The organism is Acinetobacter sp. 479375, assembly GCF_000581715.1.
GTDB classification, from domain to species: Bacteria; Pseudomonadota; Gammaproteobacteria; order Pseudomonadales; family Moraxellaceae; genus Acinetobacter; species Acinetobacter ursingii.
Window position 1 is genome coordinate 198,488 of record NZ_JEZN01000004.1, and the last position, 15,955, is coordinate 214,442.

Here is a 15,955-nt window from a genome sequence, read left to right on the forward strand (position 1 = left end):
AGCCGAAGCTTCCTTTTTTAATTTGTTGTATTTATGTGATTTTATTGCTTTTTACGATAGGCTTCCTGACATTCAGGTGCATCACAATAACCATATAAATTTAAAGAATGGCCTGTTAAGGTAAAGCCATGCTTTTCAGCAACGGTATGTTGCTCATGTTCAATGATTTCATTTGTAAATTCAACGACTTTACCGCAATTTAAACATACCAGATGATCATGGTGATCTTCTTGCATAATCTCAAAAACAGAATGATTGTTTTCAAAATGATGTCGCTGAATAATCCCTGCGGCTTCAAATTGTGTTAATACACGGTAAACTGTAGCTAAACCGACATCTTCACCTTGCTCAAGCAAAGTCTTATAAATATCTTCTGCGCTCAAATGGTGCTGTTTTGAATTTTCTAATAATTCCAAAATCTTAATTCGTGGCAGGGTGACTTTGAGTCCAGCTTTACGTAAATCTTGATTGGAAATCGGCATAAAAAAAGGTCTCTCAACAAATTTAAAGTTGGAATAGGCAATCGTAGTTAGATGCAGTATGATCTATCCCTAAGTCAAATGCATCATAATTTATTGGGATAGTGTAGCAAAATGCAAAAACTTATGTTGGCGTTATTCGTCACTTCACTGCTTGCTGGTTGTTCAACTTTAGGTGTCTACAAAGTTGACATCCCTCAGGGAACTCCATTAACTAAAGCCCAAGCATCAAAAGTTCAAGTGGGTATGAATTTTCAACAAGTTCGCTTTTTGCTCGGTAGTCCAACCGTTACAGATCCTCTAAATCCACTACGCTGGGACTATATCTACAACTATATTCCAGGCACTTATGCTAAAAAAGCAAAAATTCCTGCTGCACATGGTCAGCATTTAAAAATTTACTTTGACGAATCAGGGATCGTCAAAAGTATCGAAGGCTTGGATACTATTCCAGAAACACAGCCTGGTTTACCAGCTTCTAAAGAAGCCATCCTAACAGCCCCACCACTATAATGATTTTTCAATAAAAAGATACCCCTCGCTTGAGGGGTTCTTTCTATGAGTCAGATTGTTTAAAACGATTACCACGCTGAAAACGTCCCACTGGATTTTTCTGGGCACGCTTACGCCGAATATCTTGAGGATGAATCATCAGAGACCGATAAATCTCCACACGGTCACCAGCTTTTAACGGCGTATCCAACGTAATTTTGACACCAAAAATACCCAATTTTAGAGGTTCTGCAATCTCAATTTGTTGCCTAATCTGACTGAGTTCAATCGCTTGAATTGCAGTCATCCCCTGAGTAAATGGGACAGCAATTAAAAACTGCTGATTGACCGCCGCATACGCCACCCAGACCTGAGCATGGCTCATGAGAACAATGGTCCAATGATCGCCAGCATTGCCAGAATAATCGATAAAGGTAGAACAATGCGGACTGCGATCCGCCATAGATTATAAAAAAGCTCATTACTAAAGTTCATCGATTTGCGCAAATGGCTAATTTTCATAATCCAACCTGCAAAGATTGAATAAATCAAACAAATCAATAATCCCCACTGCATAAGCAAGATATTAAACTCAAACTGCATATTAGGGATCAGCCAGATCAATGTAGCGATCAGTAAGATCACCCATTGCATCAACACTGATAACTGACGCTGTTGTAGTTGCTCTCGGGCCAGTTGAAATAACAAAGCGGCTGCAATAACGCCTGCAATAGCCAGTGTTGTATCAGAAAAATTTTGTTGTGCTGAGTAAAACCCGAAAGCAATCACGGCAACAAACTGAGCGATCCAAATCGGAAAAGCAGTTTTACTCGCTTCTGATGTATTTTGAATCTGAATCAAGCTATTTTGCCAGTATAGCCCCATGCCTAAACCTGTGGCCACCAACGCCAAAACTGTGGCATTACCCCATTCTTTAAACTCAATGGGTGTCCAGTGCCAGCTAGTGGTTGGCTGCGCCAAAAATAGTGAGCTGATCAATGAAATGATGACCCCTAAGACCATCAGAATCAGTAAAATCTGGCGTGGAATAAACGACAAAGCAAATGCAATAATCGCTAAACCAACAAATAGAATCTGCGAGCTAAAACCAAGTCCCACAGCCACAGATGCAGCCATTCCCAAATGGGCTAAAATTGCACCTGCCAAAAAAGGAATAAATACAACGGCGAGCCACCCCACAATTCGCCATTTTTGTGAAGCATCCGCATCACGGGTTAAACTGGATAATGCATTCAAAGCGGTTGTTTTTGAGCGCTTCGCCAGTGCAATTTCCAGATAGCAAAGAGGAAGTGCCAAAATTACCATAGTCCCTAACCAAAGCAACCAGAAATCCAGTTGACGGTCGATCTGAATCCCCACAGCCGATGCTAATGCTGCAATCATAATAAAAGTAAAGCAAAACGCCATAAGTGGTGATAACCACCGCGCGAAAGCTGAATCCTGCATCATTCATTCCTAATATGAAGTCTGGAGATATTTTGCCTTTGTCGAGTATGAAAATCAAAGTTTGCAAATAAAAAATGCAAACCATCTATTTCTAGATGATTTGCAGCGCTGAGTCTTGTTGTTATTTTCTTTTATTGAAGCTTGCCGATTCGTGACTTTTATTTATGAAAAGAAACGTGCAAACCACCCCTTGCCTTTTTTCTGTTCTTTTTCCTTAATAATACCCATCATGTTTTCTTTCACTGCACCGACATAATCAGCATCATCGTGTTGGATATGATTAATCAACCATTTTGATAGCACTTCATAAAGTTCTTCCTCAACATCATGACCCATTTCAAAACGTTCACGATAGTGCTCAATTTTTTTAATAAATAAATCATGCACACGTTTATGAGGAACTCGATATTTATAATTTGCCTCTTCCTGTAAACTTTCTTCAAAGGCGAAATGCGATTGAGTATAATCAATCAAGTTTAATAGCACATCTTTGACTTGAGCTCTGTCATGTGTTTTTCTGACTTCTTCTAGCTCATTAATATATTCAAGAATACGTTGATGCTGATCATCAATGACTTCAATGCCAGTATTATATTCAGAAAGCCATCTCATATCACACCTCTGCTGTCTAAAACATTTATTAGATATCAATATAATATCTGTTATTTTTTTAAATAAAAATGAAGCAAATTGGTCGGGATTATAATAAGCATCAAAAAATAGGCTTAATTATCTGATTTGCATAAAATTTCAGCCTAAAAACAAAGCAAAAAAGTAAGATATTTTTTAACCAATTTCTAGGTTTATTATTAACAAAAAAAGAAAAATAAATAAAAAATGCAGAATATACATAAAATTTATCTTTATAGACAAAAATAGCAAATTATTTTAAATATATGGTTACATTATTTTTAAGACCATCATCAATCCTTAAATTTAAATGAAATCTAATATTGGTCTGCACGAGTGATTCGTTTAAGTTCAGGATTTTTTAGTTCCCGCTCTAAACGTTCAACATGTGTTTGAGCATGTTTTAGTGGTTTTCCATCCTGAAATAAAATCATTTCTCCAGCTTGATAAGACGTCCACTGTTCATTTTGAGTGAGCGGCTCAGTGGTGATCACGGCAACACGATCATGGGGGGTAGTGACTTGACTGAAATCCACTTCCACATCCAGATCAATCAGCCGTGCAGCTTTAAAAGGATACTCACGAACCAGCCAATGCAACTTGGTTGTCGCATAGCTAAACAATGCCTGACCATTGGACAAGCAATAATTGAAGGTTCCAAACTCAGCAACTTTGGGTGAAATTTGTTCAAGAACAGCAAAGACTTGTAGCACACTCGGTTCGGTATAACCAAAATGCTCAACCAACTGGTCTAGCAAATAGCAAAATGCGCGCTCACTATCCGTATTGCCAATGGGAGTGAAACGCCCTGTTAACGGTGGATCAAAATGATGTAAATCTCCATTATGTGCAAAAATCCACTGTCTGCCCCACAGTTCACGAATAAAAGGATGCGAGTTTTCTAGGGTAATCTTGCCTTGTGTTGCTTTACGAATATGGGCGATGACATTACGTGATTTGATTGGATAGTTACGCACCAGTTCTGCAATGGGCGATTCAACCGCAGATTGATTATCGACAAATAAACGGCAAGCTTTATCTTCAAAAAATGCAATCCCGAAACCATCGGAATGATCAGAGGTAATCCCCGCGCGTTGCGAAAAACCTTTAAAAGAAAAGGTAATATCGGTCGGAGTGGCACAATTCATTCCAAGTAGTTGGCACATAGCATGTCAAATCAAAGCAAGAGGCTTAGCTGTATTGTGCATCAGTGGCAAAAGGCTTGCAAATCTGAATATATAGAGCCTAATACAAAATTAACGATAAATTCTATTTATGGACACGTTTACTTAAGACAAAAGACTTTGCAACCTGATTGACTTCCAAGAAAACAAAGTAATCCAGACAATTAAAAGTTTCATCGTAGAACGCTTGACGCGATAATTTAGATTGCATGTCCAGATACATTTTAAATAATTTGGGCATGCGCTCATCTTGTGGAAAACTAAATTCAGGGCGCGGGATCTCAAAATGATTTTTTGAGGCAATACCGATGGTCTGCTGTGAATCTAAACGCTGAATTTGCTGATGTGTGTGATAAGCGCGCGCCAAATTATCTTGCAAATGAATACTGACACAGCCCATCAAATATTTGGCACGCATCGACCAAAGTACCTTGGGCACCAGATTCAGCCAGAGTATCGATAACGCTTTACCTGAACGAAACCGTGGATGTACACAGGTACGACCTATTTCAAGTACATTGGGTAAATGTGAAAGTTGCGGAACAATTTCAAACTCACTCGCACTATAACTTTGTGATATTTCTTGGCCCTGAAAAAGTTTAAGGCGGGTATATGCCACGATCTCGCCTGTCCATTTTTCTCTTAATACCGCATGTTCGCAGCCAAAATCATAAATATCTTGATCCAGTCCATCTTCGAAGCTTACACCAAATTGTTGACTAAATTGAACTGCACGAAATCGTTGTACTTCTTGTAATTCTTTGAGGTTATCCACCCAGTCAAAGCGAAACTGAGTTTGATTGGTTTTTTGACGAGTTAAAGGCAGACTAAAATTTTGGCGATAGTGATTGAGTTTTTCTAGCATAATGTCACCCTGTTTTTATCATTATGCTTACACTAGGATAAGATCATGACAGGAAAATGACGTTTTATACCCAATAAAAAAGTCATCCGAAGATGACTTTATAAAACACAATACAAAAATTTAATGCGTAACTTTATGTGCAAGTCGGTTGGTAATCAATGTCCCGACACCATGATCTGTAAAGATTTCCAGTAACGTTGCATGCGGTACACGACCATCGACAATATGCGCACTCACCACGCCACCTTTCACCGCATCAAGGGCACAGCCGACCTTAGGAATCATACCGCCATAAATCACACCGGTTTCGATTAAACGATCGACTTCCTGTGTGCTTAAGCCAGTCAGCAGATTTTTATTTTCATCCAGTACACCCGTGATGTTGGTGAGCAAAATCAGTTTTTCAGCGCCTAAGGCTTCAGCGACTTTACCTGCGACCAAATCTGCATTGATATTGTAAGTATTTCCCTCTTCATCGACACCTAAAGGTGCGATCACAGGAATGAAATCACTTTGGGTAAACATTTCCAACACATCGGTTTTTACCCCAACCACTTCACCGACCATGCCCAGATCAATATGCTGCACCTGACCTTGCTCATCTTGTTTTTCCATGAGCAATTTACGTGCACGCAACAAGTTGCCATCCTTACCTGTTAAACCAATGGCACGGCCACCGTGTTTATTGATCAGGTTGACAATGGATTTGTTGACACTCCCACCAAGCACCATTTCCACAACTTCCATGGTCGCTTCATCGGTAACACGCATTCCATCAATACGGTCAGACTCCTGCCCCAAACGTTTGAGGAGCGAATCAACTTGTGGACCACCACCATGTACTACGATTGGATTTAAACCCACAGTTTTTAATAACACAATATCGCGTGCAAATGAGCTTTCCAGTTCAGGATCGGTCATTGCATTGCCACCATATTTCACAACTAGCGTTTTACCCGAAAAACGTTGAATGTACGGCAAAGCTTCGGTCAATATTTTCGCTTTGTCGATGCCAGTATGCTGATGTGGCATTCGCCTCTCCTTAATGGATGTTTGAAATATCTTGCGCTATTTTAGGATATTTATCCTGCAACATGCGAACAAACTGATGTCGAATCTGTGCCAATTGCAATGGACTGCCCGCATCAAACCTGACAGTAAAGTATTCGCCCGTGTTGGATGCTCGAATAATGCCAAAACCATCGTCAAAATCAAGTCGTATCCCATCTATTTTGCTGAGTTGTGCTTTAGATTGATAACTACAACTTTCAATATCCTGCAACACAATTTTGGGTTCCGAACGATGAGTGCTAATGTAAGTATCTTCCGTACAATAACGCTCTGGGAAAGCAGACACCAGCTGAGACAGTGTTTGCTTAGGGAACTGACTTAAATATTCCAGTACCCGCAGTGCAGCATATACACCATCATCATAACCAAAACCACGACCATCGTTGAATACATAATGCCCTGCGTACTCTCCACCAAAAACCGCTTTTCCCTGAGATTGGGATAAATAACGTCGCAGAAAACTACTGCCTGTGCGGATCATGGTTGCAATGCCGCCTAAGTCATTAACAGTTTGTGTCACCATACTGGAGCACTTAACATCAAAAACAATTTCAGCTTGCGGATGCTGCTCTAGGCACATTTGTGCGAATAGAGAAATCAAACGATCCGCGGTAATAATATGTGCCTGTTCATCCATGATGACTAAGCGATCACCATCTCCATCTAGCGCAATCCCAATATCCGCTTGATGATTAAGCACTGCGTGTTGTAATTTTTCCAAATGAATCGCCTGAGAAGGATCAGGCGCGTGATCTGGAAACTCACCATTGGCTTCACAACGCAAAGCAATGACATCACAACCCAATCCATTCAGCACCATTTCAGCACAGCGTCCTGCTGAACCATGCAAACCATCTAAAACCACCTTGAAAGGTCGTTTTAGATGAATATCTTCAAGTAAACCCTGTTGATACATTAAACAGTATTCGGTTTTGATTTGATGGCTTAATCCTCGAATACGAGGAACATCTAATGCTTGAATATGATAATGGGCGGCTGCATTGCCAACCGCTTCAATCTGTGCAGGTGTTGGAGGTTCACCGTTTAAAATCCATTTAATTCCATTGTCAGACTTTGGATTATGGCTTGCCGTCACCATCACCCCATTGCCATGGGTCTGACGCGCCATGAAATACATCATCGGGCTTGAACAACAGCCTAAATCTATAACGTCTAAACCCTGCTTTTCAAAGATGGTTGCTAATATTGCAGCATATTGTGGACTACTCAGCCGTGCATCATAACCAATCACGACTTTGCTTTGACCTGCCAAGCTATACTGATCTGCCAAAGCATAAGCAATGGCAGCCACCACTTGCGGTGTAAACGCCGTAAGCTTGCCGCGAATATCGTAAGCACGAAAAATATGTAGGGGAAAATTAAACATCGCATCCATAGGCATCTTCTTTTAATTCAAGGCCTACTTATTAAAAGTAAAAACAGTATTGCTTATGATATAGGCAGTAGGCAGCATTCTTGTCAGTCATTCAGACAGATTAAGTGTGATGTTTTAATCTAATTTTTTGAAACATTCAATACAAAAAAAGAAACGCCTGTTTAAACAGGCGCTTGAATTATTGCTTACCCGTATGGCCAAAGCCACCCGCACCACGATCGGTGGCAACAAACTCATCTACTTGTTCAAATTCAGCCTGAACCACAGGCACTAAAACATATTGTGCCAAACGTTCACCTGGCTCTAAAGTAAAGCTCTGCTGACCACGATTCCAGACTGAAACCATCAGTTCGCCTTGATAATCTGAGTCAATTAATCCCACCAGATTCCCCAAGACAATACCATGCTTATGACCCAAGCCTGAACGTGGCAAAATAAGACCTGCAAAAGCGCTATCGTGAATATAAATCGCCATGCCTGTTTTAACTAACACAGTTTGACCTGGTTCAATTTGAATCGCTTCATCAACACAGGCACGTAAGTCCAGACCTGCTGAACCTGTGGTTGCATACGAAGGAAGCGGCCATTCATTGCCCAGACGCTGGTCTAAAATTTTTACTTGGACTTTCATTATATTTCCTAATCGTTCAATCAATTATTTCTTTAATAAGGCTTTTAAATTCGCTAGATATTGCTGTGCCTGCTCTTTCGGATCCACATTACCCGCCAATTTCTTTTTGCGTCCTAACCACTCTAGTTCGTCTTGTGGCAATTCATCCAGAAAACGGCTTGGTGTCATCTGTTTCATTTGTCCGCCATTTTTACGCTGTTCTGCCAAGGTCAAGGTTAAGCCCTGACGTGCGCGAGTAATGCCCACATACATCAAACGGCGTTCTTCTTCGATAGTTTCAGCGGCAATCGAGTTTTTGTGCGGCAATAATTCTTCTTCAAGTCCCATAATATAAACAAATGGAAATTCAAGACCTTTTGCTGCATGTAAGGTTAGAAGATTGACTTTATCGGTGTCTTCTTCTTCTTGCTGCTGCTCCAGCATATCCAGTAGAACCAGTTTACGAATCACGCTTTCAATATTTTTTTCATCGACATCTTCAGTGCGATTCAGTAAGCCTTGAATACTGCTAAATAAGTTTTCAATATTATCGAGCTTGGTTTTTTCCTGCGCAGGGGTAGCCGCAGTTTCACGGATATAATCAATATAACCCGCTTCATTCATCATCTGGCGAACCTTTGGCACGGGTTCATCGTCATCCATCAGTTCACGTGTAAAATTGCTGATAAAATCGGAAAATTCATGTAATTGTGTTGCAGCTTTTTTCGGAATGACCATAGTGAGGCGCTGATCGGATGCCGCACCCAACAAAGACAAATGATTTTCCTGTGAAAAAAGACCCAACTTTTCTAGTGTGACAGGCCCAATAGCACGTTTTGGAGTATTAATAATGCGTAAAAATGCGCTGTCATCTTCTGGGTTAATAATCAGACGCAAATAGCTCATCACATCCTTAATTTCTGCCCGTGCGAAGAATGACTGTCCACCCGAGAGCTTATACGGAATCTGCATTTGACGCAGTTGCGTTTCTAATACCCTTGCTTGAAAATTACCGCGATACAACACCGCATAATCTTTCCAGTTTTTGCCATTCATCAGCTTATGGGTCATTAAATCTTTGACCACACGCTCAGCTTCATCATCATCATTACGGCAAGTAATAATCCGAATCACTTCGCCATGCCCTTTATCGCTCCACAATTTTTTATCAAAAATATGCGGATTGTTTTCAATCACAGCGTTGGCTGCTTTTAAAATTCGACTAGTTGAACGATAATTTTGTTCAAGCTTAATGACTTTTAGATTGGGAAAATCTTCTTTGAGCAATGCCATATTTTCAGGTTTTGCGCCACGCCATGCGTAAATGGATTGGTCATCGTCACCCACCGCAGTGAACTGTCCCATGACCCCAACCAGTAATTTCACCAAAATATACTGGGCGGTGTTAGTGTCCTGATATTCGTCCACCAAAAGATAACGGGTACGGTTTTGCCATTTATCACGGACTTCAGCATTTTCCTGCAAAAGACGTGTGGGTAATACAATCAGATCATCAAAATCAACCGCGTTATAAGCCCGTAAATTACGCTCATAAAGCTGATACAGATGAGCAAACTGGACATCTTCTACCGTTTCACAAGTCGAATGAGCTTGTTCAGGAACAATCAGATCATTTTTCCAGTCTGAGATTTTTTTCATCGCTTTGGCAATCAGTTCTTTGCTTTCAGCTCCAGAAAGATTGTCACGCTGCATTAAATCCATCAGGATGCGTTTACAGTCATCAGCATCCAAAATCGAAAAATTATTTTTAAGTGGCGTATGTTTCAGTTCCAGACGCAATAAATTCAAACCAAAGGTATGAAAGGTTGAAACTGAAAGACCTTTTCCTTCCTCACGAGAAAGCAACTTCCCGACGCGTTCTTTCATTTCACGCGCAGCTTTATTGGTAAAGGTCATTGCAGTAATGCGATGTGCAGGAATACGACAATTTTTCACCAGATAAGCAATTTTCTGGGTAATCACCGAGGTTTTACCTGAACCAGCCCCTGCAAGCACTAACAAGGGTCCTTGAGTATATTTCATGGCTTCAAGTTGCTTGTCATTGAGATGACTTGCTGCTGACATAGGTTTTCCTCTTAAGAATCCGAGCATGATTATAGACATCTAATCAGCAGATGCCTAATCGATTCACATGGATTTTACTCATAAAAAAACCACCCGAAGGTGGTTTTTAGAAACTAAGCGACTAAGATTGACGCTCATAGATGCTAATTTCAACACGACGGTTTTGTTCACGACCATCCGCAGTCGCATTTGATGCAATCGGATTCGCTGAACCGTAACCTTGTGCATTAATACGAGCAGATGAAACACCTTGACCACTTAAATAGTTCGCAACTGATTGAGCACGAGCCTGAGACAATGGAATATTGATCGAATCGTTACCTGTGCTATCTGTATAACCTGTCACGAGGATCGCACTCTTGTTATCTTCTGCAAGTGTTTGTGCTACTTTGTTCAAAGTCGAATAGAAATTTGGTTTGATGTTTGATTTGTTAGTATCAAAAGTAATGTTACCAGGCATGACCAATCCAACCGAACCATCTGGATTACGATTGACTTCGACACCAGTACCCGCCATTTGTTGACGTAATTTTTTCTCTTTTTGGTCAAGATACAAACCACTTGCACCACCTAACACGGCACCAATCGCGGCTGCACGGTTATTTTGACGGCTAGAGTTCGCATTTGATTTAGAAATACCGTAGCCCGCTGCTGCACCAGTCAATGTACCTAAAGCAGCTTTGTCATATTCAACGCCACCCAGATTTTGTCCTGTTGATTGGCAACCAGAAAGTGCCACTGCTGCCCCAACCACTGTCGTAATTAATAGTGCACGCATTGCATGCCTCCTCGTTTGTGTCTTTGTTGTCTGTAAAAATAATGATAGAAAAAAGCCACTTAGACCATTGATTTTTTGTTAACAATACGCTGTTTTTTTACATTTTGTAATACTTTAAGTATCTTTCGTTTAAATCTTCACTACATTTATCCATTGTTGCACTGTTTAACTTTTTAAATCGGTGTACAACGTCTATATTGTGCTCAGATTTTTACAAGTTGGACGTGATTCATCATCAGGATTTAGATTATGTCAAAACAACCCCAAAAACAGTCGATGCTTAAAAAAATTACCCGAGGCATGACCGTGGGCAGTGTCATTACAGGCAGTACTTTTTTGCATGGCCCTCCAGTATTGGCACTGGGTTTAACCAAATTATTCAAACAATCTCGCAAAGTCGATGAAACCACCATCCAGATTACCAATAACTGGCTGGGAATCAATAATTGGTTGATCGATCAGGTATTGCCACATTTACAATGGGATATCACGATTGATCCACAGCTTGAAGTGAGTATGCAGGGTCGTTATCTCATGATGTGTAACCATCAAAGTTGGGTGGATACTACAGTCAATCAATACTTTGGCGTTAGTCGTATGCCTCTGACCCGATTTTTCACCAAATGGGAACTGATTTTTATTCCTTTTGTCGGTCAAGCCTTTAAGATTTTAGGCTTTCCGATGATGAAGCGTCATAGCAAAGAGCAAATTGCCAAAAATCCAGAACTCAAAACTCGCGATATGCTAGAGGCTCGTAAAGCGTGTGAGCAACTTTTGTCTCAACCCTTTACCTTGCTCAATTATTTGGAAGGCACTCGCTTTACACAAGCCAAACACGATCAGCAAAACTCACCTTATCAAAATTTGCTGAAACCCAAAGCTGGCGGCTTGGCTCTTGCCTTAAATATTTTGGGCGATCAAATTGATGCATTAGTCGACATGACTATTGTTTATCCAGATGGACCACCCGAATATAGTGATTTCTGGCTTGGCGATGTATCTCGTATTGCAGTGAATTTGCGTAAAATCGAGATTCCAGATTGGGTCTTGGGGGGTAATTATGAAGAAGATGAAGATTATCGCAAACGCTTTCAAGATTGGGTTGATCAGCTTTGGACTGAAAAAGATCAGTTGATTGATCAAATGAAAGCCCAATATCCTACGCAGGCATCTTAATCATTTAAAATCATTAAAATTGACAGGCATTATGCAGAACAGTTCCAGAGAAAAATCTAAATATCATCATGTCGATCCGACCAGTTTATCGTTCAAGGTATTTCTGATGTATGACATCTTTATGGTGTTTATTATTATTTTTAATTTGTTCTGCCTATGTGCCAATTTCTTTTTAATGAGCAGTATTGGTACTTGGTTTTTCGATCATATCCATCTACCACAAGTGCTTGAGTTTTATCGGACACATTTGCATCCATGGGTGATTACCACAGAAGCATGGTTTATTGGGTTTTTAATTATTGAATTACTGGTCCGTTGGGCAATTGCAATTATCAATAAACACCATTCTCGCTGGTTCTTTTTTCCGTTTATTCATTGGTACGAAATTTTAGCTATTATTCCACATTTACGTTTTTTAAGATTATTTCGTGCAGGGATTATTGCCTATCGACTGCATGAACTGGGCTATAAGATCATCCCTGAGAACTGGTCCAATCAAGGGCTGTTTTATTATCACGTGGTCATGGAAGAACTTTCTGATCGTGTGGTTTTAACGGTGATTCATGGTATTAAACGTGAACTTGAAACCAGTTCTACACATAAACGGATTATTCATGAATTGGTGGATCATCATCGTCAACTATTTGCAGTCACGATCGCTGAATTATTGCAAGAAAGTCTAGCCACAGAACTTCGGGCACAGCAGGATCAAATTTCCAAAGGAGTTGGGCAAATTGTCAATCAAGCCATTGAGGATACACCAGAGTTAACTCAGTTATTACGTTTGATTCCAATCGTTGGCGGTCGAATTGAACAGCAGATTCAAAGTATCGGGCAACGTTTGGGTGAAAATATCACCTCAGGCTTGATTCAACCCTTTGCAACAGGTTCAGAACGTGCAATCAATCCCAACTATGAGCTCATTGCACAGCGCATAAGCGAAATAAATATTGATAACAAACACTTGGAAGAATTGGTCGAATCTGTGGTATTTGAAAGTCTGGAAGCCATTCGCCAGCAAGTCAAAGTCAAACAATGGCAGCAAATTTTAAACGATCATGATCGTGTTGAAGAATCGAGTTAAAGATTAGTCACTTCAACAATTTTTTTTGACCAATAGCTAGAGAAATCATTAAATTTGATCTAGGATTTGGACTATTTACAACATTACCTCGGCGTAACAGCTCGTCAGAGGTTCTTAAGGAATAATTATGGCTGATATACGGATTACAGGCAGAATGGTCAACTTTACCCGGTTGACCTTAGATACAAATGATCATGATGCCATCCGCCAGCAATTAGCAAATACACTGAGTGAAGGTGCTTATCAAGGCACTTTGGTGATTATTGACAGTACGGTTGAACAGGAACTCATTGCGTTAATTCAGCTTTTGATCAGTCTGGGCTTACAACCTATGGCTGTGATTGATGGGATTTTGGGTGATGAAGCGCGCGCCATTCAATTTCCAGTGCTTCCTGCTGATCAGCCTTTACAACGAATTAAACCCTCACGTGAAGAAGTGGTATTGGTTGAAGACGTTAAAGCCGATACATTAAACTCCGAAACAAAAACAACACCAACAAAAACAGCGATTGCGCACAAGACCTCTTACCATGATGAAATTTTGCGAACAGGACAAAGTCTGGTACAGGATCATGGTGACATTATTTTAAATGCCAGTATGAATAGCAGTTCCGAAGTCATTGCATCGGGAAATATTCATATTTATGGCAATGTTCGTGGTAGAGTCATCGCAGGTGCAGGTGGAAACTCCGCAGCACGTATTTTTTGTCATTCATTAGAAGCTGAATTGGTCTCTATTGCAGGAACTTACTGTGTAGCGGATGATATTCCCAAAGATGTGCTCAAAAAAGCGGTACATATTTATTTAAATGACAAGCAAGAACTTGTATTTCAGGCTTTGGAATTTTAAGGTATAAATTAAACACCAATAAAAGCCCTTTTCTAAAGGGCTATGACCATAACAGGAGTGGATTCGGTGGCCAAAATTGTTGTCGTAACATCAGGCAAAGGTGGTGTAGGTAAAACTACAACGAGTGCATCTTTTGCAACAGGTTTAGCCCAACGTGGTCATAAAACTGTTGTGATTGATTTTGACGTGGGCTTACGTAACCTCGATTTGATCATGGGATGTGAACGTCGCGTGGTATATGACTTTGTCAATGTCATTAACAATGAAGCCCGTTTACAACAGGCCCTTATTCGCGATAAAGATATTGAAAATTTGTATATTCTGCCTGCTTCACAAACACGTGATAAAGACGCTTTAAGTGACGAAGGCGTTGCTCGTGTTATTGATGAATTATCACAGGAATTTGATTACATTATTTGTGACTCACCTGCTGGAATTGAACGCGGTGCGATTTTAGCGATGTATCATGCAGATGAGGCTATTATTGTCACCAATCCTGAGATTTCATCTGTTCGTGACTCAGATCGTATTATTGGAATGCTCGATAGTAAAACCAAGAAAGTAGAACAAAACGAAGGACGGATACGTAAACACTTATGTATTACCCGTTTTAATCCAGAACGTGCCGATCGTCAGGAAATGTTGACGATTGACGATATATCCAAAGACATTTTACGAATTCCAACTTTAGGTGTAATTCCAGAATGTCCAATCGTTTTACAGGCATCCAATGAAGGTAAGCCTGTGATTTTGTATAGCGACTCTAAATCAGGTCAGGCTTACGATGATCTGGTGGCACGTTTTCTAGGAGAAGAACGTCCATATCGTTACATTACAGTACAGCCGAAAAGCTGGTTGGCGCGGTTATTTGGAGCATAACTATGGCAGGATTTTGGAGTAAACTTTTTAGCGGTGATGACAAACCATCAAGTGCACAAACAGCCAAAGATCGTTTAAAAGTCATTGTCGCTTCCGAGCAGGGTTTAGGTCGTCGTTTGAGTCAAGACAAAATTGACCAGATGAAAAAGGAAATCATGCAAGTTGTAAATCGTTATGTACGCGGTGTCGATGAAGGTCATATTCAGATGCAGGTACGTTCTGAGGCCAATATTGAAATGCTGGAAATGAATATCAACTTACCCGAAGAGCGATAAGCGGTTTTATTGATATTTAAATTATAAAATTCTTATTAGCGCTTTTCGGCAAATAAGGGCAAAATGTGAGGCTCGCAAGGCGCGAAGCTATGCTTCGAGTCAAAACATTTTGCCCTTAATTATTTTAAGACTGAGGAACGTGTAATGGCATTATCACAGCCAGCAACTTTCAATGAAGAATGGTCAGACGAGCGTGTTTTTGCCTATCTTAATCAACTTCCACCCGAAGGTGTGAACGCTGACTTTCACGTGTTATACCATGCCTTCAAACACATGCGTCCAAACGATTATGAACGCTTATTGACTCAGTTTGTTGCAGATGGTCGTGATGTCAATGCCACTAATCCTCAAGGCCAACGTATTCATGATGTGATTGCTGAATTTCCGCGTCAGCGTGAACCATTCTTAGAAGTTTTGGCAAAATTTGCCTAATTCAAATTGGCTTTGTTGCATAAATAAATTTCATCCCCATACATGTTAGATGAATACAGAATCAAAAAGCCGATACAAAACAACGAACTGGTCTGAGTACAATCAGGCTTTACGTCAACGGGGTGCTTTCACCATTTGGTTTGATCCCCAAATGCAATGGTCTGCAACACCTACTGGAAAAAAAGGACGTCAACCTACCTAC

At 40.3% G+C, this 15,955-nt stretch carries 18 protein-coding genes and 1 pseudogene; 8 read left to right on the plus strand and 11 right to left on the minus strand.

Annotated features, from left to right (window positions below; all coding sequences use genetic code 11):
- Nucleotides 1-41: 41 nt before the first annotated feature.
- Nucleotides 42-482 (minus strand): ferric iron uptake transcriptional regulator, encoded by a 441-nt coding sequence (gene fur, locus J500_RS05650; RefSeq protein ID WP_004990998.1) that lies wholly within the window; start codon nt 480-482, stop codon nt 42-44.
- Between the two features lie 111 nt (nt 483-593).
- Here fur and J500_RS05655 point away from each other — a divergent pair, with 111 nt between their 5' ends.
- Complete coding sequence (locus J500_RS05655) at nt 594-992, plus strand: outer membrane protein assembly factor BamE (protein WP_004991001.1); 399 nt, start codon at nt 594-596, stop codon at nt 990-992.
- A gap of 43 nt (nt 993-1,035) precedes the next feature.
- Here the strand turns inward: J500_RS05655 and J500_RS05660 are convergent, their stop codons facing one another.
- From J500_RS05660 to J500_RS05705, 10 genes are all read right to left on the minus strand, one after another.
- Nucleotides 1,036-1,356, minus strand: a complete 321-nt coding sequence (locus J500_RS05660; RefSeq protein ID WP_034698629.1) for an RnfH family protein — start codon at nt 1,354-1,356, stop codon at nt 1,036-1,038.
- Nucleotides 1,353-2,438 carry a membrane protein gene (locus J500_RS05665; protein WP_034698632.1) on the minus strand — a complete coding sequence of 362 codons (1,086 nt, stop codon included), beginning with the start codon at nt 2,436-2,438 and terminating at the stop codon, nt 1,353-1,355. The genes J500_RS05660 and J500_RS05665 overlap by 4 nt, the downstream gene beginning before the upstream one ends.
- A 162-nt stretch (nt 2,439-2,600) precedes the next feature.
- Nucleotides 2,601-3,050: a bacteriohemerythrin gene (locus J500_RS05670; protein ID WP_004991008.1), complete on the minus strand. Its 450-nt coding sequence runs from the start codon at nt 3,048-3,050 to the stop codon at nt 2,601-2,603.
- Nucleotides 3,051-3,385: 335 nt separating this feature from the next.
- Complete coding sequence (locus J500_RS05675; RefSeq protein WP_034698636.1) at nt 3,386-4,234, minus strand: class II glutamine amidotransferase; 849 nt, start codon at nt 4,232-4,234, stop codon at nt 3,386-3,388.
- 103 nt (nt 4,235-4,337) lie between these two features.
- Entirely contained in the window at nt 4,338-5,117 is a 780-nt protein-coding gene (locus J500_RS05680) for a GNAT family N-acetyltransferase (protein WP_034698639.1), read from the minus strand.
- A gap of 120 nt (nt 5,118-5,237) precedes the next feature.
- The gene (argB, locus tag J500_RS05685; protein ID WP_004991011.1) at nt 5,238-6,149 is read right to left on the minus strand and encodes an acetylglutamate kinase; all 912 of its coding nucleotides are present in this window, start codon (nt 6,147-6,149) and stop codon (nt 5,238-5,240) included.
- A 10-nt stretch (nt 6,150-6,159) separates the two neighbouring features.
- On the minus strand, nt 6,160-7,584 hold the full coding sequence (locus J500_RS05690) for a phosphomannomutase/phosphoglucomutase (RefSeq protein ID WP_004995975.1): 1,425 nt from the start codon (nt 7,582-7,584) through the stop codon (nt 6,160-6,162).
- A 178-nt stretch (nt 7,585-7,762) separates the two neighbouring features.
- On the minus strand, nt 7,763-8,215 hold the full coding sequence (gene dut / locus J500_RS05695) for a dUTP diphosphatase (RefSeq protein WP_004995972.1): 453 nt from the start codon (nt 8,213-8,215) through the stop codon (nt 7,763-7,765).
- A 24-nt stretch (nt 8,216-8,239) separates the two neighbouring features.
- Nucleotides 8,240-10,279 (minus strand): UvrD-helicase domain-containing protein, encoded by a 2,040-nt coding sequence (locus tag J500_RS05700; RefSeq protein ID WP_004995963.1) that lies wholly within the window; start codon nt 10,277-10,279, stop codon nt 8,240-8,242.
- A gap of 121 nt (nt 10,280-10,400) precedes the next feature.
- Nucleotides 10,401-11,057, minus strand: a complete 657-nt coding sequence (locus J500_RS05705; protein ID WP_005002823.1) for an OmpA family protein — start codon at nt 11,055-11,057, stop codon at nt 10,401-10,403.
- 249 nt (nt 11,058-11,306) lie between these two features.
- Between J500_RS05705 and J500_RS05710 the strand changes: the two genes are divergently transcribed.
- The 7 genes and pseudogenes from J500_RS05710 to J500_RS17080 form a co-directional block, all read left to right on the plus strand.
- Complete coding sequence (locus tag J500_RS05710) at nt 11,307-12,233, plus strand: acyltransferase (RefSeq protein ID WP_034698642.1); 927 nt, start codon at nt 11,307-11,309, stop codon at nt 12,231-12,233.
- Nucleotides 12,234-12,264: 31 nt separating this feature from the next.
- Nucleotides 12,265-13,317, plus strand: a complete 1,053-nt coding sequence (locus J500_RS05715; protein WP_034698645.1) for a hypothetical protein — start codon at nt 12,265-12,267, stop codon at nt 13,315-13,317.
- Nucleotides 13,318-13,444: 127 nt separating this feature from the next.
- Entirely contained in the window at nt 13,445-14,167 is a 723-nt protein-coding gene (minC, locus tag J500_RS05720) for a septum site-determining protein MinC (protein ID WP_034698648.1), read from the plus strand.
- Nucleotides 14,168-14,233: 66 nt separating this feature from the next.
- Nucleotides 14,234-15,046, plus strand: a complete 813-nt coding sequence (gene minD, locus J500_RS05725; RefSeq protein ID WP_004991021.1) for a septum site-determining protein MinD — start codon at nt 14,234-14,236, stop codon at nt 15,044-15,046.
- A 2-nt stretch (nt 15,047-15,048) separates the two neighbouring features.
- Nucleotides 15,049-15,321 (plus strand): cell division topological specificity factor MinE, encoded by a 273-nt coding sequence (gene minE, locus J500_RS05730; protein WP_005002814.1) that lies wholly within the window; start codon nt 15,049-15,051, stop codon nt 15,319-15,321.
- 144 nt (nt 15,322-15,465) lie between these two features.
- Nucleotides 15,466-15,753, plus strand: coding sequence for a PA4642 family protein (locus J500_RS05735; protein WP_004995952.1), 288 nt, complete (start codon nt 15,466-15,468; stop codon nt 15,751-15,753).
- 49 nt (nt 15,754-15,802) lie between these two features.
- A pseudogene (locus J500_RS17080) lies at nt 15,803-15,955 on the plus strand (IS5/IS1182 family transposase); the annotation flags it as partial.